We start from the raw sequence: 25,908 nt of genomic DNA, 5'->3' as shown, positions 1-25,908 counted from the left end.
GAGAGCCTATCCGTCGACCATCGTCATGGTCGTATCCGCTGTCTTTGCGGCTATTTTGTTCGGAAAAACGGCACAAGCCCAACAGAATCAACCGTTAGACGCTAAGCCAACTCAAGCGCCTGTGGAATTGAAGGCTATCGTTGTCAATGCACCGAAAATGACGGCGGCCCCGGACAACGTCAACAATCCCGATCAGACCGTAAACGCAAGCAAAACCGGCACCCCGCTCGGTGATCTCCCGATGAGCGTGCAGGAAGTTCCGCGTGGGATTCTCGATGAGCAAGGTGCCACGTCGTTGCAGGAAGCGATCCGTAACGGCAACTTCTCCGGTGTAAATTATGGCGGCACCGATTCAAAAGGCTTTACCGACCACTTCATGATCCGTGGTCTGCAGGCGCAGACCTTTGACGACGGCTTCTCGGACGGCGATCAGGTCAATGGCCCGACGCATTCGCTGCTGGGCGTCGAGCGCATCGAAGTGCTTGAAGGACCAGGCTCGGCGCTGCTCGGCAGCGGCCCGCCGGGCGGCTCGATCAATCTGATTCACTACACGCCGTCGGCGCAGCTTCACTGGGGCGGCAGTATTCAGGCCGGCTCGTTCGGCACCGTCAACGGCACTGCCTACGTCACGGGCCCAACGGGCATCGACGGACTGAACTATCGTGTGGACGTCGGAGGCGGTCGCTCCGACGGCTACCGCGATCTGGCATCGTGGAACAAGGAAATCCGTCCCGATCTGCAATGGACAATCGGCGACCACAAGATCGAATTCTCGATCGACGCGCAAGACTACATGGCAACGCCTGATTCATACGGGTTGATCTACTACAAGGGGGCGCCTATCTCGAACGTTCCGTTCGACGCCAAATATTCGACACCATTCGCCAACGCCCACGGCAACTACGTGCGCGCGACACTTTCGGATGAATGGCGCATCAGCGACTACCTGACGGTCAACAATCGCCTGTCGTACCTGCACCACACGCTGGACTTTTACAGCAACGGTGACAGCACGCACGCAAAAATCAAAGGCAACACGTTTACCGGCCGCCAGCTACGCGATCAGGATGATTCTCTGAACACGCTCGACTATCAGTTAGAGCCGGTCTGGAAATTCTCGACGGGTGGCATTCACCATACGCTGCTGACGGGCTTCGAATATCTGGACCAGGATCTCAACAGCGCAAAGACGACTGCGGATCTTCCGGACATCGACAATATCTTTGCGCCGGCGCCGCCGGAAACCTCCGTTGCAGACCTCAACTTTCAGTGCTCACCGTCCCACTCGTGCCAGAACGACCATGTGCGCGCGAACTTTTATAGCCTCTACGCGACCGATCAGGTGGATGTGACAGACCAATTGAAGGTCCGTGCGGGCGTGCGCAAGGACTGGTTCGGCACCTCACTGACCCTGAACCCGGTTCCGGGCGAACCGAACCGTACGGCCAACGACGGCATCACCCTGGTTCAGGGCAATACGTATACGCGCAACGATGCTCCGACCAGCTGGAACGCAGGGGTGCTGTACAAGGTCACGCCGTGGATGACGCCGTATTTCGGTGTGTCGCGCAGCTACCTCGCGAATTTCAACTCCGAAAACACGGCGTTTTCCATCGGGCCGCCTGAATCGGCGCTGCAGTACGAGTTAGGCGTCAAATGGGCATTTGACGATGGGCGTTACGTGCTGAACACCGCGCTGTTCGACGTGAAGCGGGACCACGTAGCGACGCCATTCGGCGACGACCAGATCGCGTTCGATTCGCAACGCACGCGTGGAGCAGAGGCTTCGTTCGACGCCGATCTGACGCCGAACTGGCATGTTTACGCGAATTTCACTGCGGAGCATGCGCGTATCACCGACAGTCCGGACACCCCAGGCGCGGTCGGTACGGTTCCGCAAGGGGTGCCCGCCTATATGGCGAACCTGTGGACGACATATCGCTTCAGCCTCTTCGGCACAGCGGGCTTCCATGCGGGGGCTGGCATCAATTACATCAGCCGGATGACGAACGGTTTCGCAAACGGCTACGATTGGGCACCCGCCTCTCTGATCGAGAACGTGCAGTTCGGTTATGCGGAGCGCCACTGGGGAATCGATCTGAACATCAACAACGTCACCGACCAGCGCTACTTCATCGCCACCAACGTGGTCGGCGCGTACCTTGGGCCGCCGTTGGCCGCCTACGTTACCCTGCACGAGGACTTTTGACAAAGCGGGAGCGGTGGGGAATCGACGCGCTGCGCGCGGTGACGGGTCTTAAAGCGTAGAGGCAATCGCCCGGATGTTCCCGACGGGGAAACCAGCGCGTGATTCATACGGATGTGTTGATCGTTGGAAGCGACTGCGGATTCAACCGGTCGATCCAACGACGGCTTCACGCGGATGGCAGGCCGCGTTTCCATGCGGTCGGGTGCAGTTCGCCCGGCTGCCAGTCAAGGCTGCGCGGACGGCGGCGCGAGGCTCGCGCGTACCCGATACAGCAGCGAAGGATCCTGGCCGACGATTTGCCAGCTGACCCATTGACCCGCGGGCACGACCAGTCCCGGATGATTCGCGTGCACCTGGCTCGGCTGCGGTGGCAGCTTGCAGCCTCCCCGGGTGATGGGCGTGGTATCGCCTTCGATCGTTTCCTGCGCGTCGATTGCGAGAACCGACCCGGTCGGGTCCGCACGCAGCGGCGAGACCGTGATGGTGCGCTGCAAGTCGATACTGCCTGCGGGTTGGTCCTTGCAGCCGACGTTGTGCGTGACGACCTTGTGATGCCTGTTAGGCTGAGTCTGGCCGACCGTGGTCGTTCCTTCAAATGAGTCGATCTGCTGGCCGTCGCGGATGACCTGCAGCGTCCAGTTGACGGCGGGCTGCACCGTGGGTTGCGCGTAGGGCTGGGGCACGGGTTGTGCGTGGGGTTGTGGCGCTGGCGTTGGTTGTGGCGCCGGCTGTGCATAGGGCTGAGGGGTTGGCGCCGGTTGTGCATACGGCTGAAGTACTGGCGCTGGCTGCTCAGCTGGCTGCGACATCGGCGCCGGGAGCAAAGGGGGGGCTGGCTGCACGGTGCGCTGCGGTGTGGCCTTATGAGTGGGCTCATGGATCCGCTTATGTGCGGGCTTATGAGCCGGCTTTTCAGCAGTTTTTTCCGTTGATTTTTCAGCAGGTTTTTCAACTGGTGCTTCAACAGGCTTTTGAGTGGACTGTGGAGCGGATGCGGGAGGGTGCAGAGGAACGGCATGCACCACCGGTTGCGAGGCCGGAGCCGCGGGCTGCACCACGCCCTGCACCTGCGTCTGCGCGCTCGCGGACACGAACGCGGCGGCAGCGGCGGACAGGCCAGCGGCGAGGCAGTTCTTCCACAACATCATGTCGGCAGGCTCCGTGCACGCGTACTGTTGCAAAGGCGATGCACGACGCGTGCCCGGACGTTTTGCTATCTCGTAGCAGGAACCGTAAACAATGAAGTCCTAAGTATTTCGTTGCCTTGTCGGCCGATTTTGATTCTTCTGAATATATCGTGCGATTCGTGCGTCGGTTATATCCGGCCTTTGATTGATGTAAGAGTTGCGGACACGCTGCCCTCACATCGGAGGCGTGACGCCGTTGCCTATGGTGACAAGCCCCGCCCGGTTGCCGGGGATAGTTTTGATGAAGACCGTGGACCCGATGAAGGCCGCCGACCGGTCGGTCAGCACGTAGCGCACGATCGGTGCGTTGGGCGGCACGGTGATATGAAGGCGCTTGCTACCTCCGTCATAGGTGACCGTGAGCGTGCGACCGGCTGCGTTGGCCTGCTCGGCCGAGACGATGCCGTTGGTCATGTTGGTGTTGGTTAGCTTGGGCGCTGTCGGCAAGACGTTCGATACCCGGCCGTTCGTTATGCCGGTCACGTTAGCGCGGGTCGCTTGCACGGCGGTTGGATCGGGCAGCGGATCCCACCCGTAGTAACCAATTCGCCCAGCGCGCATGCTGTCGGGGATGATCGCGAGCTCGACCGCGACCAGTGAGTTTGGTGGCCCTTTGACAGCGGAGCCGACGAAGTCGTTGACCTTGATCTCGGCGAGGCTCGATGGAATGACGTCGGCGTACGTCGTGTACTGTCCGGTCTTTAGCGTGACGGTGCGACCGTCCTTCTCCTTGACCGTGATGCCGCCGTCATTGATAGCGGTGAGGGTGCCGCGCACCCGGGCGGGCGCCGCTTCGCCGAACGCGGGTGCAACCGCGAGCACGACAGCGGTTGCGGTGACAACGAAGAAGCGGGAAGAAAACATGTAGGGTCCTCTAAGATTCAGCCGTAGAAGATCGGCTTCTAACGGTATGGGCTGGTGACTGCAATCAATGCGCGTCGGGCGGAGGCGCGGCGTCGCCAACCGGACGCGTAAAGAATGCGCTGACCAGCCCGACAAGAAAGCACAGCGCAACGGCAAGAAACGCGTCTGCAAATGTCAACGTGAGTGCCTCGCGCATCAGGAGCGAATGCAACAGGCTCAACCCGCCGTTTGCGGCATTCAACGTATCGCCCGCCACTTCAGAGAGTCTTGTCGCCTGCACACGCAGAAATCCTTGAACGACCGGCCGCCCAACGCTTACGTGCTCTGCGAGTGTTTCATAGTGAAAGTTCAGGCGATCGTTGAGCATCGTGCTTACGACCGCGATGCCTATCGCACCACCGAGATTACGCATCAGATTGAATAGCCCGCTTGCCGATCTAAGACGTGAAGGCGGTAAAGAGCCCAGTGCCATGATCACGATGGGAGGAATCGCTAACTGCTGGCCAAAGCCGCGCAGCGCCTGGGGAAGCAACAACTGCTCCCAACCCCAGTCACTGGTCAACGGCCCATAGAGATAGCAGCCGATACCGAACATCGCCAGGCCTAGAATCATCAGATAGCGCATGCTGATGAATCGGGCCAGCTTCGAATAGACCACCATCCCGAGCGCCTGAAAGCATCCTACCGACAGGAGTGCGACGCCAATCTGCAGCGAGTCGAAGCCGCGCACCCGTGCGAGAAACACGGGTGTCAGATAAACCGTGCAGAAGATGCCAATACCGATGATGAACGACAGCAGACTGCAGATTCCGAAGTTACGGACCGCCAGCGCCCGCAGGTCAATAATCGGTTCCTCCGCGGTGAACGCATGGACCAGGAACAGAAGGCCGCATATGGCGGCGATCCACGTACACGTGAGAATCACATCGTCGCCGAGCCAGTTCTTGCGCGGACCTTCTTCCAGCGCATACTCGAGGCAACCGAGAAGTCCGGACATCAGCAATATGCCGACATAGTCGCCCTTCTTCAGCAGGGAAAGGTTGGCGTGATCGAAGTTCACGTACCGCGGCACGAACAAGGTTACGACCATGCCCGGAACGACGTTCAAGTAAAACAGCCAATGCCACGACCATTCGGACGTGACCCAGCCGCCGATGACCGGCCCTATCGTCGGCGCGAGCGTCGAGAGTGCACCGATCGTGGTCGATGCAATGAGTCGCTGCTTGGGCGGGAAGATCACGAATATGGTGGTGTACACCGTCGGTATCATTGCGGCACCGAGCGCCCCCTGCAGACCACGAAAGAGAATCATCGAGTCGATGTCCCAGGCGAGTCCACAAAGCATGCTGGTGATCGTAAAGCCGAGTGCCGAAAAGGCGAACACCCAGCGCGTAGAGAAGACCCGGGTCAGCCAGCCGGACATTGGAATGACGATGATTTCTGCAATCAGGTAAGACGTCTGTACCCACGATAGTTCGTCCTGGCTCGCCGAGAGCCCGCCGCCGATGTCGCGGAGTGACGACGCGACGATCTGAATGTCGAGCGTGGCCATGAAGAAACCGAGGCACATGATGCCGAACGCGACAAGCTTCGTGCGCGTCGGCAGATCCATTGGATCGGGCAGTGAAGCGACAGTAGAGGTATTCATGCTTGCTCGTATAGCTATAGCTAGCCGTCTTGAACCGGCGTTCAAGTGCACGTAAGGAAACGCCGGTTACTTACCTGCGTCGCCTCTACGATATTCGATACTGACTTCATCCAGCTGCGCCTTCACCTCGCAGTCAAGGCAGTACTCCGCAGCGGCCAACGTATCGGTAAGGTGTGCGATACGACTGGCGCCGAGGATGACCGAGGTAATCGCGGGATTGGCCAGCACCCACGCAATGGATAAGGTCGACATCGGTGTTCGTTGCCGTTCCGCGATCTGCCGGACTTTGCCGACAGTCTCAAACTCGCGCTCGTGCCAATACCGCGCGTGATACATCGCCCCGAACCCACCGAGCTCCGACGAAAAACGACCTTTCTCAGGCGTGTCGCCGTGCCTGTATCTGCCGCTCAGCAGTCCTCCGGCGAGCGGATTGAATGGAATGACTGCGAGCCGGTCTTCCTCCGCCAAGGGCAAAAGCTCGCGCTCGACCTCGCGAAACAGGAGGTTGTAGCGCGGTTGCGCGGAAACAAAACGTGTCAGCTTGAGCGTGTCCTGTCGTCCCAGCGCTCTTGCCAGACGGTAAGCGAGAAAGTTTGAGACACCGATATAGCGCGCCTTGCCCGCTCGCACGATCGCATCCATCGCCTCTGCCACCTCGTCGAGCGGCGTGGCGGGGTCGTCCATATGCAGTTGGTAAAGGTCGACGTAGTCCGTGTTCAGGCGACGCAATGACGCGTCGATCGCATCGAGCAGGCGCTTTCGCGAGTTGCCCGCATCCCAGGCCGCAGGCCCCATCCGACCGCCGCCCTTGGTGCCGAGGATGAAACTTCCGCGCTTGTTGCTCAGCCAGCGCCCTGTAATGATCTCTGCCCCGCCGACCTCCGCACCCGGCGGATAGATATCCGCGACATCAATGAAGTTCACCCCGTCTTCGGCCGCTTTATCGAGGATTTTATGGGCTTCTGTTTCGTCCGTCTGCTTTCCGAATGTTCCTGTGCCGATGCACAGGCGCGACACCGTTAAACCGGTCCGGCCGAACTGTCTGAACTGCATGTTGGCTCCGTCGTCGAGAGAGAGGGTTGCGCCGATGTCGAGACCTCGGTTCGTCCGAACTGAGCCCCGCAATTAAAATATATTGATCACTACATTAGCACATCGAGGAGGTGCGGGAAAGAAATATAGTGAATGCTATAATGTCTTACAGTTGTTAAGGAGGCATGCGGCTGATGGCGCGAACGAGGGTGTTCGAAATTGACCCGGCGATCGAGATTGCGACCGACCTGTTCTGGCGGAACGGGTATGAGCGCACGTCGCTGGCCGACCTCACCAGTGCGATGGGAATTACGCCGCCGAGCTTCTACTTTGCGTTCGGCAGCAAGGAGAAGCTCTTCAGACGCGTGCTGGAACAGTACATACGCAATCGGTTGGGCTATGCCGAAGATGCGATCAATCAGCCGACCTCGCGGGGCGTAGCGGAACAGACGCTACTTCGGCTTGCGGATCTTTATACCGATCCCAAGCGTCCGCCTGGCTGCCTCGCGGTGAACTGCTCGTTTCCGAGCAACGATGCTGATACGCCTTTTCGGCACGAACTTGCCCGCCTGCGGGACGCGCGGCGAAAAAGATTGCGCGACCGCTTCAAGCGCGGCCAGGCCGAAGGCGATCTGCCTGCTGACGCCGATCCAGACCAACTGGCGTTACTCATTCTTGTGGTCGGCTGGGGACTGGCTCTCGCTGCTCAATCAGGCGCAACGCGCAAGGACCTCTATCGCACGGTGGAGGCGGCCCTCAACGCGTGGCCGAATTGACGACACATCCGTCCGCATCATCTGCGAAGCCTTGGCCTATGAACTGCCCGCTTCAGGCTTTCGCGACCACACCACCACATCGGACGGAGCATCTAGCGCGGGACATCGCCGTGAGCGCCGTCAAAGCGGACGCGCGCGGCATGGATGTCGGAATAACGGCGATCGGCCCAATCGATAAGGGCCGCCATCGGGTCTAACAGGGATTGGCCCAACGGGGCCAGACGATATTCGACGCTCGGCGGCTTGGTGGGAAAAACATGGCGCGTGACGAGTCCGTCGCGCTCCAGATCGCGGAGCGTCTGAGTCAGCATGCGCTTGGAAATGTCAGGGATGGCTCGGTGAAGCGCGCTGAAGCGCTGCGATCGCGTCGCAAGCTCCATGATCATGAGCATGCTCCATTTGTCACCGATGCGGTCGAGCACGTCGCGAACCGCGCAGTGGGCGGACTGGGCGTCGCCGACTAACTGGCGTTGATATCGGCTGAATCTCTCGATCGCATTCTGTGCGGTGCTCATGCGGGTTCCCTTTAACTCTTCAGGTAACAAAAACCTGCCTCCTTACGGCACGAGGCATAGGTCTCTATGATAGACCTGCCCCTCGAACAAAGACCCGTCCTCAAGGCGTTCTCATGTCAGACCTTATTCGCGCGCGCCTTTTCTACCCAGGCTCTGGCGGGCATCTGGCCGGATCGCGGGTTGGAGTTTAAATGCAGTACTCATATCAGGAGAAACGCATGTTTTTGGTAATGGGGATTACGGGACACGTGGGCGGCGCAACAGCCCAACATCTGTTGGCGCAAGCGAGGGAAGTGCGCGCAATGGTCCGCAATCGCGAGAAGGCGACGAAATGGGCGGATCAAGGTGTGGAACTGGTCGACGGCGACTGGAATGATGCGGCCGCTGTCGAGCGGGCACTCGAAGGAATCGACGGTGCATTTGTCATGCTGCCTTCTGTCTGGGCACCGTCGCCTGATTTCAAAGAAGCCAGGAGCGTGATTGCGAACTATGTCGAGGCGCTGAACCAGGCAGCGCCGCCGCGGGTAGTGGTGCTCTCGTCGATGGGTGCGCACAGAACGAACGGGCTGGGGATGATCACGGCCCTGTCGCTTCTGGAGCAGGAATTTCGCCACCTGACATTGCCGATCGCCTATGTGCGCGCCGGCGGATTTTTCGAAAACTTCCTTTATGGCCTGCACGTTGCCCAGGGCGGCACGCTACCCGTGTACTACAACCCGACTAGTCGGAAATCGACCATGGTCGCGACCGACGATATCGGCGCCGAGGTGGCGACACTGCTGACCGGGCCGGCGTGGTCCGGGCATCGCGTTGTCGAGCTTGGCTCGATGGTCAGCGCGGATGAAGTCGCGGCCCAACTGGGTGAAGTCATGCAGCGCGACGTCAAGGCGTTTGCCATCCCGCGGGTCGGGTGGCCGGCAGCATTCGAACAGTTCGGCATCCCGAAGGGCCAGACCGGACCGGCCGAAGCGATGTTCGAGGCCGTCAACGCCGGCTGGATGGACCTCGGCGTCGAAGGTACGGAGCACGTGGCGGGCACGACGTCCCCTCGCGACGTCTTTGCGGCGGCCCACAAGGCTGCTACGCGATGAACTGCGGCATTCCACGCCTGGAAAGATCGAGGTCTGACACATGAAGGTTTTTATTTTGGATGCAACGGGCGGCACCGGACGGCTCTCCAGGATTTCCTGGCGCGAAGTATTGCCTTGGGTTCTCGCCGCTTTTTTCGTCGTGGGATCGCTCAGCAACATCGTCGGCCCGCGATCCATCATTGAGGAGTACGTGAAGTGGGGATATCCGCACTGGTTCCATTGCGTGACCGGTTCGTTGGAACTCGTGACCGCCGTCCTGCTGGCGCGGTCACGGACGCGGCTATCGGGCTCGGTGCTCGGCTGCGCCGTGATGTTGAGTGCGCTCGCGACCGTCGCATTCCACGGCGAATACGGACATGGGGTGGCGCCACTTGTCGTGGCGACACTATCGATTGTTGTCGGCTGGATTGCTTGGCGCAAGCGACTCGCGGCCGGTTCGATGGCACGGGCCTAAACTTTTTGCGGCCCTCAGAACACCGCTCTCATTGATAACCATGAGAGCGGTGTCTAGTCATGTACCCGGCAGCCAGACGACACTTAGGGCTTTGTCGTCAGAGTCAGAACTTCAGTTAGCTTTGTCACGTGCTTCTTTCAGAGCAGCTGTCCACCAAAGGAGATTGCCGACTATTGCAGACGCGACATCGTCGAGCTTTGCCAGTTCCGTGGCGACATCGCCGCCTTGATAGTGGGCCATCAACGTGGAAAACGGAATTTGCACATCCCTCTGCATTGAAGCCATTCCAAGGGTCGCCACCACATCCCTGAGGTGAACGACGCTTCGTGCCCCCGCCACTTCTCCATAAGCCACGAAGGCCACTGGCTTGCGATTCCATTCGCCGTAGACCCAGTCGAGCGCATTTTTCAACACGGGCGGATAGCCATGGTTGTATTCGGGCGTCACAATCACGAAACCGTCGGATGCGGCGATCTCGGCTGCCCAGCGACCGACCACCTCGTTTGTGTACGGCGGCCGACCCGGGTACGCCGGCGGGAAGCGCTCATCGAACATCGGCAGCGCATAGTCGGCCAGATCGAGAACGCAGGTATTGACCGCTGAGTGCTTTCGCAGATGCGCGGCTATCCAGTTCGCTGGCTTTTCGGCAAAGCGTTGCGGACGTACGCTGCCGATGATCACAGAAATTCTAGTCACGATTGCATTCCTAAAGTAAGGGCACGAAGAACCCAGCAAGTTGCTAACGTGCGCGTACATTGTTGACCTGTCCGACACAGCGACACGTTTACTGGGTAACCACTCAAGAACGCCGCTTAAATGGCTTTATTCCCGACTGATTGATTTCCTGTTGTAAGCCCTCGATGAGAGCAGTAAGCGCAGCGAGCTGGCATTGGGCCGCTGATGCGACTTTCACGTGAGATGTGCAAACGCGGAGCTACACACGCAGTTTTGGGCCGGGCGTCGCCGCGTTTCTCGCTCCGCACGAAGCCAGATTGTTCGGGGGTTCTACGGGTTACCTATTGCGAGCAGGACAGCGTGCCGCTGCGATCACGAACCTGATCCGCTCCGCGCAACTCAATGGCCACGACCCGCACGCATATCTCAAGGACATCCTCGCGCGTTTGCGGACACACAGGGCCAATGACATTGCCGCGTTGTTGCCACATCGCTGGCAGCCCGCAGACGCCGTCGTCTAACCGCACACGTCAAGACGGGATCACCGGCCGCTCACCGTTCATCGCAGCGAGGTAGGCATTGCACATTTGTTCAGGGTTCGTTTGCTTCAACCTGGGTATTGGGAAAGAAAATGCTCTGTGGCCGTGATGACCATGGATGGCGGATCGCCATCGCGAAGGACATGAAGGCTTGCACGGGCGGTTGTACCTTCGGTTTCTGAACTAGTCGACGAAAGTCTATCGGGGCTGCTTCACATCCGCGTTGTTGATGAGAACGGTTACCACACGAGTTTCCTCCATGAGCGTAAGGCTGACCTCGTTTGGAATGATTTCCAGATTCACTGACAGGTTTACGCCTGCCAGGTTTTCCATATCAGGGACCGCTCCCGCCATTCCCGAGGAGGAACGTCAGGCGCATTGCACGGCGGGACTTGATTTTGTGCGAGCACGCAACAAGGTCGTGGGTTACAAGCATCAGCATTGTGAGGAGTTTGTGGGTGTTTATGTCGCCGCTCGCGAAGCCGAAGGTGCCGTTACGTCGCTACACCCGATAAACGAGCCCGAAAGAACAGAAATAGCGGTGCAGTTAAAACCGGGAGAACTCCTCATCTTTCGTGATCGCGATTTCATGCGCGATGCCACGCCACTTCTTCCCAGATACGACGGGGACCGACCTGACCGCGACGCAATCGTTGCGCTGATTCACTACGCCACATACTTTTCGAATCCGGGGCAGTAGCGCAAATCGGGACGCAATCATACGCTGTCGTTTCGCTTCGCGTAATCACCGAACCTATTGCACGATGTATGCGCCGAACACGCTAAGGCGATGGACGTCGCTTTAAAGCCGGGGCTGCTCGAACGCAGCATCGCATTCCGGAAATATGCGTTGTGTCGATTTTACCCAATACTCAGGACAAAAATATGAAGGGGCCGATAAAAAGCAGTCACATTTTTCTGGACAAAAATCCTGTTCTTCATAGCATTTGTTGTATCGCCATCAATGGATCTTAACGGCGTGTTGATTATGTCCGAAGTTAACCGAAATAAAGTCAAGGAAGTGTTTAAAAAAAGAAACAATCGCGAAAAGAGAATTCTTGTTATTTCTTTAATTAATTGGTGTGCCGTTCAGGGAACCCGGTGAGCCGCTGGGCGCAGCGGATGAATCCGACTGGTGTTTAGTCCGTTTCAAGCGAAACACGGGCTAGATGCCTGTGATGATCGACGATTCCGCAGATTCCAGGCTCCGTCTGACATTACGCGATTGCCAGAACTCCGCTTTGCGCGGGGTGAAGTCGCCAACGGCATTGTTTCTGTCAGCAACGCAGAAAGCTGACTCTTTAATCGCCTATCAGGTATCTCGAAGACCTGAAAACTAAACGTCTTCATGTATCGCGCATGATTTTGCGAGATTTCGTCGCGCAATGGCGCGACGCCGCGTCCGTCAAATATGAAAAATCGTTCTTTAGATTAACAAACGTTCAGAGGTCTGAATGAATTCGATAAACGCTTTGCATACCGATTCTAACTTTGGCCCTGTTTCAGATCATGTCGATCATATTGGTTTGGACAGCATTTTTCGACAGCAGGCTGATCGACGTCCAGCTGCAATCGCGGCGGTTTACGGCGCACAGGAGATCTCGTACCTCGAACTCGATCGACGTGCGGATCGGCTCGCGGCTTACCTGAGTCAACACGGCATTCAACTCGAAGAACCAATCGGCATTCTGCTCGAACCGGGGTTGGATCAGGTCGTTTGTCAGCTTGGCATACTACGGGCGGGTGGCAGTTGCATGCCGCTCGACCCGGGCGCCCCCGGCGAGCGGCTCGAATTCATGGTCGACGATCTCGATGTCCGGATGGCGCTGACGACCGCCGCGTTGGCGCCTCGCGTAGCAGTCCCGGAGTGCGTATTGATCGAAGACCAGGATGCGTGGCCGCCGTTCGGCACGTGGGATGGTATAGCGCGCGGCAATCCGGTTGGCACGGGGCACCGGACTCACATCCTGTTCACCTCGGGAACGACCGGTCGACCGAAGGCTGTCGAGATCCTCGCCCGCGGCGTTATCCGGCTCGCTGTCGATCCGCATTACATTTCCCTTGGCGCGGATGACCGGATCGCCGCGATAGCAAATCCAACCTTCGATGCGTCGCTGTTCGAGATTTGGGGCGCCCTTCTCAACGGCGGTACCGTGGTCATGCTGCCCAAGCAGACCTTCATTGATCCCCATGCGTTCCGTCACAGTCTGCACGTGCAACGCATCACGTCGATGTTTATCACGGCGACGCTATTCAACCAGACCGTGCACGCGTGTCCGGATGCCTTCCGCGGGCTGCGCCAGCTTCTGGTCGGCGGGGAGGCGCTCAATCCTCGAACATTGCGTGCCGTACTGGATACCGCGCCTCCCAGGCGGCTGGTCAACGGATATGGCCCAACGGAATGCACGACTTTCTCGCTGTGCCACGACATTACTCGAGATGATGTGGAGGGTGATGCCGTACCGATCGGCAAACCAATTGACAACACCTACGTGTTCGTCCTCGACAACGCCCTGCGACCCACGCCGCAGGGCGAGATCGGTGAGATCCATATCGGCGGAGACGGCTTGGCACGCGGGTATTGGAATCGTCCCGAGCTGACTGCGGAGCGTTTTATCGAAGTGCGCGGACTGGTCGACGGGCAAGCACTTCGCCTATACAAGACCGGCGATCTTGGCAGCTGGCAGGCGGGCGGTACGCTCCACTTCCATGGCCGCAATGACAACCAGGTGAAAATTCGCGGCCACCGCATTGAGATCGAAGAAATCGAGCTGGTGTTGCTCGCCAGCGGCCTCGTGCGAGATGCGGTCGTCACGGTCCAGCAAACCGAACTTGGCGACAGATACCTCATGGCGTTTGTCGTGCCTCAACATGCACGGACGGCACAGGATCCTTCCGCTGCGCAAACCCCACCGATGCAAACGCATGCGAGTCATGCCAATAATCAGCTGGTGCGCTACATCGAGAGTCGACTTCCGGTATACATGCGGCCGCGCATCACTCTCGTGAAGATGCTGCCGATGAACGCGAACGGCAAGGTCGATCGGCGCGCTCTTGTCGAGCGCCATCGCAAGCAGGCTGGTGCGAACGAACCGGCATGGCGTGGCCCTCCTGAAAGTCAGGGAGATCGACTCCAGCCAGGCGACACGCTCGCGGTCCTGAGGGCAATCTGGTGCCGCACGCTTGACGTCGAAGCGGCCAACGCAAACGATAATTTCTTTTCCTTTGGCGGCGACTCGCTACAAGCGGCCAGCCTCGTGCTGCAGATAAGCAGGCAATTCAACTATCCGCTTCCCGTGCGAGTTTTGTACGACTACCCGACGCCGTCCAGCCTCGCGCAGTATCTGGACAGCCGGACAGAACGAATCGGAAGTTTTACGACCGTTGACGAAACCACGACGTGGCTTGCCGATACCGTCCTGCCAGACGATATTCGTCCGCTGCCGGGACCGCTGGTCCCGTGGCGCTCGGCCGGCCGCGGCCGCGTTTTCATGACAGGCGTCACCGGCTTTCTAGGCGCGTTTGTGCTGCGAGATTTGTGCAAACTGCCTGGAGTCAGTCACATTGCCTGTCTCGTGCGGGCGACGAGTGATGGTGACGCATTGGTCCGTATTCGCGACAACATGACGCTGTATGGCGTGTGGGAGGAGGCATTCGCCGACCGGCTGCAGCCGGTTGCGGGCGATCTCGCTCAGGCTGATCTCGGCTTGGGGTCCGTGCGTTTCGACGACCTGGCGAATCAGATCGATGTGGTGTTTCACCTGGCCGCGCATGTGAACTACATCCAGCCCTATTCGGCGCACAAGGCGGCCAATATCACCGGCACAACCAACATCTTGCGATTCACCACCTCGGGGCAGTCAAAGCCGCTTCACTATGTATCGACGATCGCCGTGTTTGGGCCTGCCGGGCTGCTCGAACCCACGCCCATCGTCTATGAGGACGAGGACCTGGGGGACTATCTGACCGGCCTCAAGTTCGACCTGGGCTATTCGCAAAGCAAATGGGTCACGGAGCAACGGGTCAAGGAAGCGCAGCGACGCGGCATTCCTGTGGCCGTATACCGTCCGGGCTTTATCATGGGCGACAGCAAAACAGGCGCGGGCAACCCGGACGATTTTGTCGCCCGTCTTATCAAAGGCTGCATCGCGATCGGCAGCTATCCGACGCTGCAACGGCAGGGCAAGGAGTTTATTCCGGTCGACTTTGTCAGCGAGAGCTTGCTGCGTATCGCGAGCGACGATGCCAATCTCGGGTACGTCTATCACCTGGTGCCGCAGCATGCGGAGCGGGTGGTCGATCTGATGGGGTTCTTCGAGATTCTGAAGCAGTGTGGCCATTCGCTCGAGGCGCTTCCCTATCAGCAGTGGGTTCGACGCCTGATCGATGATCGCGATCTGGCGAAGAACGCGCTGATGCCGCTCGTGCCAATGCTGGCGGAGCCCGTGTACGGTCAGTTGACACGCTGGGAGGTTTACGAGGGCATGCCCGTTTATGACACGCGCAATACCGGACGCGCGCTAGCGGCGTCGGGTGGCACGATGGTCGCACCTCTCGACCGGGCGCTGCTCCAACGGTATCTTGACTACTGGATCCGGATTGGCTTTCTCGACCCGATAGCGCCCGGTGCGGGCGGCACCCGAAGCGAGGTGCGTCAACCGGAACGGGAGCAGTACTAAAGGTTAACGCATCGCTCCGGCAAGATTCACGCTGGACCCGCAACAGGATCGACGCCTGATCGAGTTGTTCGGCCGGAGCGTCACGTACCGGATGTTAAGACAACGCTCCCGACTGCGAAGCTATGGTGACGGGCGTTACCTGTTCCAATATTTTGGATTCCTGAGCCGTGTAATTCTCGGATCACTATCGTAACCCCGATTTCCGGCAGTCCGCCCGCGCGTATTCTTTCATCAGACGAAGTCTCAAGCTATTTCTGCTTTGCGAAAGCGAAGAGCGCAGTCATGCGTCCCTAAGCGCGTGCCGGGCCACCGCGATAACCGGCATTGTCGCGGCCTGCCGCCCGATGCGTTCGCTGTCCAACCGATTTTCTTGCGCCCCTTCGCATGCTTGTCGGGCACGTACCGGTGATGCAGCAACGGTTCACAATTGTTCAGAATCTGTCGAAGCATTTCTGCTAACGTCCCCCGCGATACCGGGACGGCAGAGAACCAGAATGAACAATCGCGCGCAGTGGCTTGCTTGCAGGAACCTTGAGGAAGTCGTATCCGTTGACGAAACCGCTTCAGGAAAGGGCGTTCGCAGAACACGCAAGACCTCAACCGGAGCGCCAGACCGACGCGCGGGGAGAGGTGCATTTTTCACCCTCTCGTGTCTGGCGCTCGCCGTTGCCGGCACGCTGTCACGGCCGGTATGCGCCCAGGCCGTAGTGAACAGCTCGACCGACCTGGCTAACGCGATCAGAGCGGCCAACACTTCCGGTGTTGCCACTGTCATCGAACTAGGCAGCAGTTTCTCCGCAGGAACGGTGCTGCCGGCACCGACCGGTTCCGTCACGATCGATACCGGAGGCTTCACGCTGACTGGCGACGTGACCAGTGGCGCGCCTATTACGGTGCTGGGCAATGCCTCCTTTGGATTGCTGACCCTTGATGGAACGATTGTCGGGGGCGCTACGGCGGCTGGAGCTGCATCGCAGGGTTTGAGACTCCAGGGCCCGACAAGCTTCGTCATCAACAACGCTTCGATCACGGGTGGCGAAAGTGCAAGTGCAGCGGGAGTGGGTGTCACTGTGCAGAGCGCCGGGACGTTCACGAACAACGGCACGATCAAAGGCGGGACGCCGACGGTCGCCGGGTCCGGAGCAGACGGTGTCGATGCGTCGGGAGCTACCACGCTGACCAATACCGGAACGATCCTGGGTGGGAACAACAACGGGGGCACGTCAAGCGGCATTGGCGTCAGCATGACCAACACCGGAGCGGCGTTGATCAACAGCGGTACGATCAGCGGTGGTTCGGACCCGACCGGCGCTGCGGTCGGCGGCGTGGGCGTCCTCACGTCGGGCGGCACGCAGCCGATCGTCAACACCGGGACGATCCTCGGTGGCAATGGGGCCGTCGCGGTGGTGGGTATCAACGGAAACGTCAGCCTGATCAATAGCGGCAAGATCGAAGCCGGCAGCGGCCAGGCCAATGCGATCCAGTTCACCTCGCCATCAACCGCGACAATGACGCTCGAACTTGATGCGGGGTCGGTGATCAATGGGAATGTCGTTGCAAACGCCGGGGTAACCAACACACTGATTCTTGGCGGCGCCGCGAACGATGTCTTCGACGTCGCATTGATCGGCAACACCGCGCAGTACCAGAACTTCAATGTCTTCGAAAAGACCGGCACGAGCACCTGGGCGCTGACCGGCACCGGCACGACCGCCACGCCGTGGACGATTGGGCAGGGCACCTTGCAGATCGGCAACGGTGGCACGAGCGGCAGCATTCTCGGCAACGTTACCGATGACGCTACGCTCGCCTTTAACCGCAGCGACGTGTTCACTTTCGATAACGTGATCAGTGGGACCGGCGGTGTCAATCAGATCGGCACGGGAACGACAATCCTGACTGCCGCCAACAGCTATTCCGGCGGCACGAACGTGATGGCCGGCACGCTCGCAGTCGGCGACGCGGCACATACGAACGCGACGATCGGTTCGGGCCTGACGACCGTCTCTGCCGGCGCGACGCTCGGTGGCTACGGCACGGTACTCGGTTCAGTGAACAACAACGGCACGATTGCCGCAGCGAACGCATTATCGGCGTTCGCATCGGGCAACGCCGGCACGTTCAACATCGGCGGCAATCTGAACAACGCGGGTGTCGTTAACCTGGCCGCCGCGTCCGGCAGGATCGGCAATGTGCTGAACGTCACCGGTAACTACACCGGCGCAAATGGTCAGGTCGTGCTGAACACGCTGCTTAACCAGGGCGGCGCCGCGTCGCAGACCGACAGGCTGGTGGTGGGCGGCAATGTCAGCGGCACGACGGCGATCAAACTCAATCAGTCGGGTTCAGGCGCGCGGACTGTCGGCGACGGTATTCAGCTCGTGCAGGTCAACGGCACATCGGCCGCAAACAGTTTTCATCTTGCGGGACCGGTTCAGGCGGGCGCGTTCCAGTACATGCTGTTCCAGGGCGGCGCGACGGACGCAAACGACTGGTATCTGCGCTCGCAGCTCGCGGCACAGACAACCCCTACTGATACCGGCGGCGGTACGACTGCGCCGGCCACCTCTGCGGCTGCATCGGGGCCGGTTGCCTTTCGTCCGGCGGTGGTCGGCTACTCGATGACACCGCTTCTGAACGCCGATTACGGCTTTACCATCCTCGGCCGCCTGCACGAGCGGGTTGGCGATGTGGCAAGCGTCGAGTCGGCTCAAGCGGGACAAACCGGGCAAGCGGCGAATAGCAACGGCGTATGGGGCCGCCTCGGTGGCCAGAACCTCGATGCCGACACCAGCGATCGCTTCTCGGCCGATGAGCGCACTTTCTTCGCGCAGTTCGGCAAGGACTGGACGCTTTCGCGCGGCGCGAACGGCGGCAGCACGCATGCCGGCGCGACCGTGACGATCGGCTCGAGCTCGGCGGACTTCGACGACAGCGCGCGCAGCATCGCCGGGCTGCCAACCTCAACGGGCAGCGTCGAAACGCAGGCACAGTCGATCGGTGGCTACTGGACGAAGTATCTGCCGGACGGCAGCTATTTCGACGGCGTCGGGCAGCTTACGCACTATCGCAACAAGTACGGCGACGTCTTCGGCGACAGTGGCACGCAGAACGGCTTTGGCGCCGGCGTTTCCGGAGAAGTCGGCAAACCGTTCGCACTCGGATCGACCGCCATCGCCATCGAGCCTCAGGCGCAGTTGCTCTACCAGTACCTGCACCTGAACCGCTTCGATGACGGCATCTCGGAGATCAGCTCGAATACAACGAACGGGCTGCGCGGCCGTTTGGGCTTCCGGCTCTTCAGGGCCAATCTGAGCAACGATTCAAAGACCTCAAGCGTCACGCCTTACTTCACCGCGGACGTGCTGCACGACTTTTTCTCGCCGGGGCAGACCACGATCGGAGGGACGTCGCTCGACAACGAACTGGGCAAGACCTGGTACGAACTCGGCGTCGGCGTCACGGGCAACTCCAGCAAAAGTTCAGAGCTGTATGCGAACGTGAAATACGCGCATGACTTCAGCGGCGACTATCGGCGCAATGTCTTTGCTCAGGTGGGATACCGGTTCAACTGGTGACGTTCGCAGCCAGTGCCGGGCCGTTACTGGAAACCGTGGGCGACCGTTCCGGTTGAGACACGGTGAACAGGACCGATATCGTGACGCACACGTAATCATCCAGCTTGCGGATGACGTGAAAGCAGTCAATGGGCTTCGCTCGATCCGTCCCACGATCAATCGATATTCATCTTCGCTGGTTTGCCCGGCGACGCTCTTGCGGCCTCGACAGTTCAGAATACGTATCGTAGTCCTGCATTCGCTGCCCATCCGTTGGATCCATACGAAACCAATGTGTGCTGATATACCGCATCAGCGAAGACGGAGAAGCGCGACGTGAATTGACCCGTGACGCCTCCGCCCACTTCCATCGCGGAACCTTGCTTGCCGGTTCCGAACGGAACACTACCAATGGTGACGCTGCCGTCGCCCTTAAGGGGCTGCAGGAAGTTGAACTTGAAGTAGGGCGTAATGGGGTATTTGTCGAATTCCAGCGGCTGCGCCAACCTGAATCCAATGCGCAGCAGCACGTCATCCTGGCCCCCGAGATCGGTATCGATTCCGTCTGTGTCCGTTTCGCGATTGAACGACAGGTGCTGCCAAACGAGCTGTGCCTGCGGCTCGAAAAACAGCCCTCCGCTTGTCAACTGAAACGGATAGCCCGCTTCGAACGACAGGCCTACCGTAGTGCCGCCCAGATCGGAGACCTTGCCCTGCGCATCGGTGGAGACATGGCCATCGAAGAGTCCGCCGAAAATGATTCCGTCTGCGTACCACCCGGCGTTGGATTGAAATGTGGCCGTCCCGTAGAACGTGTACCGGTTCGCATCGCCTTTGCTATTGCCGTCAACGGCGGAAGGTGTCCACCAGACGTGCCCAAATGCGGCCGCGAGCCCATAGCGCCACACACCGTAGTCATCTTGTCGCCGCAACACGGTTCCACCGAATTGCACGGCCGCAGTATCTATCGACGTGTTAAATCCAAACTCATCGAAACTGCGGTTGGTTGTGTATCGGTACTGTCCGCCGTATGCGCGAACGAACGCTTCCGCTGGGGAAAGCGAAAATGCGCCTGAGGCAGGGGCGCTCGGTACGGACGGGTTGCCGTAGCGAATTTCGCCCAACCTCTGGTGTAACGTGCTGATGTCGACCATGCCAGCCTGAAACAACGCGAGGGGGGCCGTGAGATAGGCGGACACCTGCGGCGCGACGGCTGGACGGATATCGGGATCGGTGGGGTCAGCGGGCTGGTCAGGCGGCAGGTCTATCGGCCCATCGGGGGTGGTGTACGTCGATTGCAGACGGAAGTCCCATGTGTTGCCTCCGCCTCGCGGGTCGGCCTGCGAAGCCGCCGATGGTCCATGTTCCGCCGATGGCCCGTAGGCCGTCAGATGGTAGACAAATGGGTCGTTGCCCGCGACGTCGGCGTTACCGAGCACAAATGCCCCGGAGGTCGATGAGCCGCCCACCTGAACCACGGAGATGCCTGAAGTGGAAGTCGGGGCGCCGGTCAGGCCTATTGCCGGTCCTCCTTGCCCCTGAGGATTCACAATGACCGTGGTCGTGCCAGTTGCGTTTCCGGATATCAGGAGCCGGTCGGTTTGCTGGTTAGAAAGCGGACCACCTTCGTTGAGCACGGTACGAACGATGACGGTCGCGTTGGCAGCGTCCGCGTAGTTGCCGCGCACGAGTAGGGCGTTTCCCGGCGTGCCACCGTCGAGATTGACGACGCCTGAATTGGAGAGGTTTCCCAGCAGGGTGAGCGACCCTCCTCCATTGCCCTGAAAATTCGGCAGCGCGTTCGCAACGGCGATCGTACCGGCGTTCATGACGTTGCCTGCCACCGTGCCGTAGCCGCCGAGGGTCGCACCTTGTTGAACCGTGAGCTGACTGGTGCCCGACAATGCCGCGCTGCTGTTTGGCGCGTTGCCGACGGCCAGTGTGCCGCCTGATATCGTGGTGGCTCCGGTGTAGGGACTGGCTGCGGTAAGGGTCAACACGCCCGCGCCAGTCTTATTGAGGGCGCCGCCACCCGCCAGCACGCCTGTCCATGTTGCGCCGAGGCCGTTGGTGTCAATGGTCGATGTGCCTCCGGAGAGGGTTGCATTCACGTCGGTCGTGAGCGGGGTGCCGAGCACCTGAATCGTGCCGCCGCCGAGGTTGAACGCATAGGTGCCGCCGGCACTGCCTTCGGCCGGGTAGTTGTGCGTGAGCGAATTACCGCCGATCTGCAGAACGCCTCCCGACAGGTTGTAGATACCGTTGCCCGTGCCAGAGAGGTACAGCCTCGCGTTGTTCGCAATCGTCAGTGTGCCGCCGGTCTGATTGACCGTGCCGGTACCAGTAGCGGAGTTATCGCCGATGATAAAGTTCGTGCTACCGCCGCTTCCTCCATTGACCGACATCTGCCCGCCGCTGATGTTCAGCGTGCCGGTGCCCGACATGCGGCCAAGAATGACGAAGCCGGGCCCATTGAACGTCAAGGCGCCACCGGAGAGCGTGTAAGTGCCGGTGCCGCTCTGGTTGCCGATGGTAAGCGCGGCGCAATGAGTAACATCACCGCAACCAGCCTCGACCACCACCGTGCCGTTCGTTTGCGTCACTGTGCCAATACCGGAGAAAGAACCCACGGTCAGGCTCGTATCCAGGGTAAGCGTACCCCCGCTCACTGCGAGATTCCCGGTATTTCCGAAGCCCGGTACGGGAACACCGACTGTCAGTGCGCTGATGCGCGTATTACCGCTGGTCTGCGCGAGTGTGCCTCCCGCGACCACGACTTCGCCGCCCGTGCCAACGGTGCCGTTAGTCACAGCACCGGCGATCGTGGCGCCGTCGATCGTGAGTGTACCGTCGCCGACTTTGACCAACGTCCCGTGCGGGCTGGTGTTGGGGTCCCACGAGTTTCCGGCGTTGACAATCGTTCCTGAAAAAATCTGGTTACTGTTGTCGACTCCCACCACCAGCGCTTTGTTGCCGCTATTTATTGTGCCGGCGCCGGACAGATTCAGCAGGCCGACGCCAGGCACAGTGGTAGTGGGAATAGTGCCGGCGCCGGACAGATCGAACGTACTTCCCGCACGAACATCCAGTCCGAAGCTGAAGACGCCACCGCCATTCGTGATCGTCAGCGTGCCAGTCCCGCCATTACCGAGTTCAATCGTCGGATTCGTACCGACGCCAGTCAGCAGGACGTTGCTCCCGGTGACAATAAGGATGCCACTTCCTGAACTTCCCACCGTTACCTGGTTATACGAAGCGTTTGAACTTAGGGTCTGGGTGCCGTTGTTGACGATCAGTTGTTGGGCCGAAACGGGCAATGCAGCCAGCATTTCGACGCCAAAAAGCGTCGCGACGGCAATGCTTACATGTCGGCGTGGGCGGTGAGGAGAGTGAGACAGTTTTACGCGGATATCCTTGGCGCAAGCCTTCACGCACGCGTGGGCAGGCTTTTTCTTGGACATACCTTCCTCCGTTGTTCAAGGAGTCGGAATTGCCTCAAAAATGAATTGCAGATTGCGAGATGTCGGCGCGGCGGGATTCGATGGGACACACTCGTCGGGTGAGCCCGTTCTGGCCGTAACGATCATTACCGCCGCCGACGACAATGCCCGTGCGCGTGTATGTTTGCGAACACGTTGATGACCGGCAGGAGCGTCACGCTCTCTCCGGAACGCATGCCTTTGCGGAAAGGAACATTACGAAAAGATGATATGAAAAGACGATAGTCAATCAAACGCCATTGGACAAGTGTGGCAGGCACTTTAAACCTCCACTGGGATTCACCTTGGTGCGCAGTAGCTGTTGCGTACTGGAAGCTGCCGCCGGGGATGCCTTGGGTCGAACGACGGCAGCGGGTCGAACTCGGACCAGCGTGCCTCCCGGATCCGTTTCCCTGAGCGCGGACCACTGAGAAACAACATTTCGGCCGCCTTTCTCTTCACGGTGCGTGCTCAGACCTGTTCGTCTGAATGTTTTCATAACTTTCAATCATGTTGGAATCCTTACCATGCCGTCAGGCGATTGTCTTCGACGAATTCTTATTATTGATTAATTGGTTTGTATTTTTATAGCGTGATAATTGACGTGGCAGTGCGGTGATCGTTAGGACACTAAACACACTTGAAGGCAACGCGCGGCGTCAGTTAATCATTACCCAACTACGATCGAAGTCACCGAATTGGGTGAGCGCACTAAAATCCATTTCTAAAAGGAAATGTCGCTGTGAGTGACCGGTTTTGCGAGAACATCTGGAATGGCGTGGCGATGTGCCGTGACGCATGGATCGAGGCGATGTCAAGGCAAGGCTTGAGGTGCAGGTTCGATCGATCCTGCTTTGGACCGTCGACGAAGTACACTGCGCGCGCGGGCAGGACCGGCATCGCGAACCTCGATGTCGCGTGGCAGTCGGTCTCGCCGTTCACGCGTGGGAGCACCTGGAACGATGAGCATCTTTATGTGCAAATCGTGAAAAGCGGCACGATGTCGATCGAGCAAGCCGGGCAAGTGATGAAGTTCGGGCCCGGGGACATTGCCGTGGTCGATCCGCTGACCCGGTACGACGAGTCAATTCGCGAATCGGCGCGCCTGTCCGCACTCTATGTTCCGAGATCCGCATTGCGTGAGCGTGGATTGCGCCACCGTTTTCCGATGGTCTGCCGTCCGGATGTGAACTCGTGCGATGTCGATGCAGTACGGGGGTTCATGCTTTATCTGACCTCGCAGGCCGGTAACGCGAGCGATGCGCTGCTCGCGCGGTTTGGTGACCAGTGCCTCGATTTGATGGACGCGCTGCTCGACGAACGCACCACGTCTGCGTCGAGTCGATCATTTGCAGTTACCGTGCTGCGCGCGAAACAACTGATCGCGCGCAGCATTGGCGACCCCGACCTGAGTGTCCCAAGCATCGCCGCCGAGCTGAACATGTCGGCCCGAAGCCTCACGCGCGCGTTGCAAGCCAATGGACTGGCGGTGATGCGCTATGTGTGGTCAGTGCGCCTCCAGCATGCCGCGCAACTACTCGCCGGCGCACCGCAAGACGCAATTCAGGAAATTGCGTATCGGTGCGGCTTTGTGAGCCCGGCCCACTTCAGCCGCGTATTCAAGAAACGCTACGGCATGACGCCGCGTGACTATGCGGCAAGCCGCAAGGCGGCGCCGGGCGAGGCACGTGAATAGACACCCGCGCGCGGCGCCGGTGAGAAGCGCTTCACTTTTTGGCTACCTTCGCTCGTTACGGGTTTCGTCGCACGAACGCTTCGCTTAAGAATTTGCGAACGAATACAAACTGAAAGAAGCGCGGGCAAACGATTTTCAGGCTTAAGCGTTGGACAACAGGGCTTCAGGATATTTGTGCAGCGCAAACGGATTGACCGGTATAGCGACCGACTGTTGTTGGCTCAACGATCGTTTGGTAGCAGCTAGACGTTTGTATAGGCCGTTGGATGGATAAATATAGGATGCGCAACGAGTAGAGCATCCTATGCTGTCGATGGAGTCTTATTGCGATTGGCCACCAGTTTCTCGTCTCCCATGGAAAACTATGACCCAGACCATCCTTGCCGCATTGCTTCCGGTTGTTTTTGTCGTCGCCCTCGGGTTGCTTGCCGCCAAATACAATATCGTCCCTAAAACGTCTGCCCCTGTATTCGCCGACTTCGTTGTGCGGTTCGCGTTGCCGCTCGCGTTGCTGAATGGGGTACTGAAAACGTCGCCGTCCGCAATCGAGAACGTTCCCTATCTGATCTCGATGCTCGTTGGACTGATGATTCCGTACGCGATCGGCTTTGCGATCATGCGCTGGCTGTTTCACCGTAGCCTGGCCGAAAGTGCTCTGGCAGCACTTATTTGCGCCTTCCCCAGCATGGCTTATTCAGGCTTGCCTGTACTTGAAGCGGTCGTCGGACAGCAAGGCATCCTCGCGGTCATCGTCGGCAATCTGGTCACCAGCATCGTGATGATTCCGCTCACGCTGGTTCTGGTGCAGATCGGACAGCGCGGCAACAACACGGGGGAAGGCACCGGCGCACTTATTGCGAAGAGCCTGCTCGACGCGGTGAAGCAACCTTTGGTATGGCTGCCGGTTATCGGCGCGATCGTTGCCCTCTGCGGCGTTCATACGCCGTCGTTGCTCGAGCTCTCGTTCAATCTGATCGGGCAAGCGGCAGCGGGAGTCGCGCTCTTCACTCTCGGCTTATTGCTCTACGGTCAGCGCCTGCGCATCGATCGGGATATCACCGTCAACGTATTGCTGAAAGATGTCGGGCAGCCGGCGGCGATGTTTGTCCTGGTCACGCTGTTCGGATTGCACGGCGCTCCGGGACGCGAATTGTTCCTGACCGGAGCGATCCCCACCGCGACCGCCGTTTCCATGCTTGCACTGCGCTATCGCGTGTACGCCGACGAGGCGGCCGCTTCGACGCTTGTCGGCACGTTGCTTTCCGTGGCTACGATCACGGTCGCAATTGTCCTGTCCGCACGGATTATCTGATTGAGAAGGTTCGGGGATCATATCCCGACGCATTTTCATTTGGGCTTCAGATGTTAACGCCTGGTCACCTGTTAAAGGAGGAATGGCAATGAGTAACGTTCGCACCGAGACTGACAGCATGGGTGAAGTCGAGGTCCCCGCCGACAAGCTATGGGGCGCGCAAACGCAGCGCTCGCTCGAGCATTTCCGCATCGG

General features: G+C 59.4%; 16 protein-coding genes and 1 pseudogene. 10 read left to right on the top strand and 7 right to left on the bottom strand.

Annotation, left to right across the window (positions count from 1 at the left end):
* The first annotated feature begins 157 nt into the window (after positions 1-157).
* Positions 158-2,209: a TonB-dependent receptor gene (locus tag HV796_RS27215; protein ID WP_175229601.1), complete on the top strand. Its 2,052-nt coding sequence runs from the start codon at positions 158-160 to the stop codon at positions 2,207-2,209.
* A 224-nt stretch (positions 2,210-2,433) separates the two neighbouring features.
* Here HV796_RS27215 and HV796_RS27210 read toward each other — a convergent pair whose 3' ends face one another.
* The 4 genes from HV796_RS27210 to HV796_RS27195 form a co-directional block, all read right to left on the bottom strand.
* Entirely contained in the window at positions 2,434-2,892 is a 459-nt protein-coding gene (locus HV796_RS27210; protein ID WP_175229600.1) for a hypothetical protein, read from the bottom strand.
* A 678-nt stretch (positions 2,893-3,570) separates the two neighbouring features.
* Positions 3,571-4,260 (bottom strand): metal ABC transporter permease, encoded by a 690-nt coding sequence (locus tag HV796_RS27205; protein WP_175229599.1) that lies wholly within the window; start codon positions 4,258-4,260, stop codon positions 3,571-3,573.
* 64 nt (positions 4,261-4,324) lie between these two features.
* Positions 4,325-5,908 carry a DHA2 family efflux MFS transporter permease subunit gene (locus HV796_RS27200; RefSeq protein WP_175229598.1) on the bottom strand — a complete coding sequence of 528 codons (1,584 nt, stop codon included), beginning with the start codon at positions 5,906-5,908 and terminating at the stop codon, positions 4,325-4,327.
* 66 nt (positions 5,909-5,974) lie between these two features.
* Positions 5,975-6,961 (bottom strand): aldo/keto reductase, encoded by a 987-nt coding sequence (locus HV796_RS27195; protein ID WP_175229597.1) that lies wholly within the window; start codon positions 6,959-6,961, stop codon positions 5,975-5,977.
* Between the two features lie 164 nt (positions 6,962-7,125).
* Here HV796_RS27195 and HV796_RS27190 point away from each other — a divergent pair, with 164 nt between their 5' ends.
* Complete coding sequence (locus tag HV796_RS27190; RefSeq protein ID WP_217478012.1) at positions 7,126-7,716, top strand: TetR/AcrR family transcriptional regulator; 591 nt, start codon at positions 7,126-7,128, stop codon at positions 7,714-7,716.
* Between the two features lie 92 nt (positions 7,717-7,808).
* On the opposite strand, the gene HV796_RS27185 is transcribed toward HV796_RS27190, so the two are convergent.
* On the bottom strand, positions 7,809-8,231 hold the full coding sequence (locus HV796_RS27185; RefSeq protein WP_175229596.1) for a winged helix-turn-helix transcriptional regulator: 423 nt from the start codon (positions 8,229-8,231) through the stop codon (positions 7,809-7,811).
* 218 nt (positions 8,232-8,449) lie between these two features.
* Here HV796_RS27185 and HV796_RS27180 point away from each other — a divergent pair, with 218 nt between their 5' ends.
* Positions 8,450-9,322, top strand: coding sequence for an NmrA family NAD(P)-binding protein (locus tag HV796_RS27180; RefSeq protein WP_175229595.1), 873 nt, complete (start codon positions 8,450-8,452; stop codon positions 9,320-9,322).
* 40 nt (positions 9,323-9,362) lie between these two features.
* On the top strand, positions 9,363-9,776 hold the full coding sequence (locus HV796_RS27175; RefSeq protein WP_175229594.1) for a DoxX family protein: 414 nt from the start codon (positions 9,363-9,365) through the stop codon (positions 9,774-9,776).
* Between the two features lie 111 nt (positions 9,777-9,887).
* On the opposite strand, the gene HV796_RS27170 is transcribed toward HV796_RS27175, so the two are convergent.
* Positions 9,888-10,457 (bottom strand): NADPH-dependent FMN reductase, encoded by a 570-nt coding sequence (locus HV796_RS27170; protein WP_246356063.1) that lies wholly within the window; start codon positions 10,455-10,457, stop codon positions 9,888-9,890.
* Positions 10,458-10,768: 311 nt separating this feature from the next.
* Between HV796_RS27170 and HV796_RS27165 the strand changes: the two are divergent.
* The 4 genes and pseudogenes from HV796_RS27165 to HV796_RS27150 all read left to right on the top strand — a co-directional run.
* A pseudogene (locus tag HV796_RS27165) lies at positions 10,769-10,972 on the top strand (transposase domain-containing protein); the annotation flags it as partial.
* Between the two features lie 277 nt (positions 10,973-11,249).
* Positions 11,250-11,690, top strand: a complete 441-nt coding sequence (locus tag HV796_RS27160; protein ID WP_175229592.1) for a hypothetical protein — start codon at positions 11,250-11,252, stop codon at positions 11,688-11,690.
* Between the two features lie 826 nt (positions 11,691-12,516).
* Positions 12,517-15,669: an amino acid adenylation domain-containing protein gene (locus tag HV796_RS27155; RefSeq protein WP_175229591.1), complete on the top strand. Its 3,153-nt coding sequence runs from the start codon at positions 12,517-12,519 to the stop codon at positions 15,667-15,669.
* Positions 15,670-16,376: 707 nt separating this feature from the next.
* On the top strand, positions 16,377-19,247 hold the full coding sequence (locus tag HV796_RS27150; protein ID WP_175229590.1) for an autotransporter family protein: 2,871 nt from the start codon (positions 16,377-16,379) through the stop codon (positions 19,245-19,247).
* Positions 19,248-19,459: 212 nt separating this feature from the next.
* On the opposite strand, the gene HV796_RS27145 is transcribed toward HV796_RS27150, so the two are convergent.
* Entirely contained in the window at positions 19,460-22,687 is a 3,228-nt protein-coding gene (locus tag HV796_RS27145; RefSeq protein ID WP_175229589.1) for an autotransporter family protein, read from the bottom strand.
* Between the two features lie 760 nt (positions 22,688-23,447).
* Here HV796_RS27145 and HV796_RS27140 point away from each other — a divergent pair.
* Both HV796_RS27140 and HV796_RS27135 read left to right on the top strand, forming a co-directional pair.
* Positions 23,448-24,401: a helix-turn-helix domain-containing protein gene (locus tag HV796_RS27140; protein ID WP_175229588.1), complete on the top strand. Its 954-nt coding sequence runs from the start codon at positions 23,448-23,450 to the stop codon at positions 24,399-24,401.
* A 364-nt stretch (positions 24,402-24,765) separates the two neighbouring features.
* On the top strand, positions 24,766-25,713 hold the full coding sequence (locus tag HV796_RS27135) for an AEC family transporter (protein ID WP_175229587.1): 948 nt from the start codon (positions 24,766-24,768) through the stop codon (positions 25,711-25,713).
* Positions 25,714-25,908 lie beyond the last annotated feature (195 nt).

The organism is Paraburkholderia humisilvae (assembly GCF_902859855.1).
Classification (GTDB): Bacteria; Pseudomonadota; Gammaproteobacteria; order Burkholderiales; family Burkholderiaceae; genus Paraburkholderia; species Paraburkholderia humisilvae.
The sequence above is the reverse complement of the archived record's forward strand: the minus strand, read 5'-3'. Positions and strand labels throughout refer to the sequence as shown.

What these genes read in the sequence shown, in the direction of transcription:
- HV796_RS27190 (WP_217478012.1), top strand. Translation starts at nt 7,126, where the DNA reads ATGCGGCTGATGGCGCGAACGAGGGTGTTCGAAATTGACCCGGCGATC.
- HV796_RS27135 (WP_175229587.1), top strand. Translation starts at nt 24,766, where the DNA reads ATGACCCAGACCATCCTTGCCGCATTGCTTCCGGTTGTTTTTGTCGTC.
- HV796_RS27185 (WP_175229596.1), bottom strand. Translation starts at nt 8,231, where the DNA reads ATGAGCACCGCACAGAATGCGATCGAGAGATTCAGCCGATATCAACGC.
- HV796_RS27175 (WP_175229594.1), top strand. Translation starts at nt 9,363, where the DNA reads ATGAAGGTTTTTATTTTGGATGCAACGGGCGGCACCGGACGGCTCTCC.
- HV796_RS27160 (WP_175229592.1), top strand. Translation starts at nt 11,250, where the DNA reads ATGAGCGTAAGGCTGACCTCGTTTGGAATGATTTCCAGATTCACTGAC.
- HV796_RS27145 (WP_175229589.1), bottom strand. Translation starts at nt 22,687, where the DNA reads ATGTCCAAGAAAAAGCCTGCCCACGCGTGCGTGAAGGCTTGCGCCAAG.
- HV796_RS27195 (WP_175229597.1), bottom strand. Translation starts at nt 6,961, where the DNA reads ATGCAGTTCAGACAGTTCGGCCGGACCGGTTTAACGGTGTCGCGCCTG.
- HV796_RS27200 (WP_175229598.1), bottom strand. Translation starts at nt 5,908, where the DNA reads ATGAATACCTCTACTGTCGCTTCACTGCCCGATCCAATGGATCTGCCG.
- HV796_RS27205 (WP_175229599.1), bottom strand. Translation starts at nt 4,260, where the DNA reads ATGTTTTCTTCCCGCTTCTTCGTTGTCACCGCAACCGCTGTCGTGCTC.
- HV796_RS27180 (WP_175229595.1), top strand. Translation starts at nt 8,450, where the DNA reads ATGTTTTTGGTAATGGGGATTACGGGACACGTGGGCGGCGCAACAGCC.
- HV796_RS27215 (WP_175229601.1), top strand. Translation starts at nt 158, where the DNA reads ATGACGGCGGCCCCGGACAACGTCAACAATCCCGATCAGACCGTAAAC.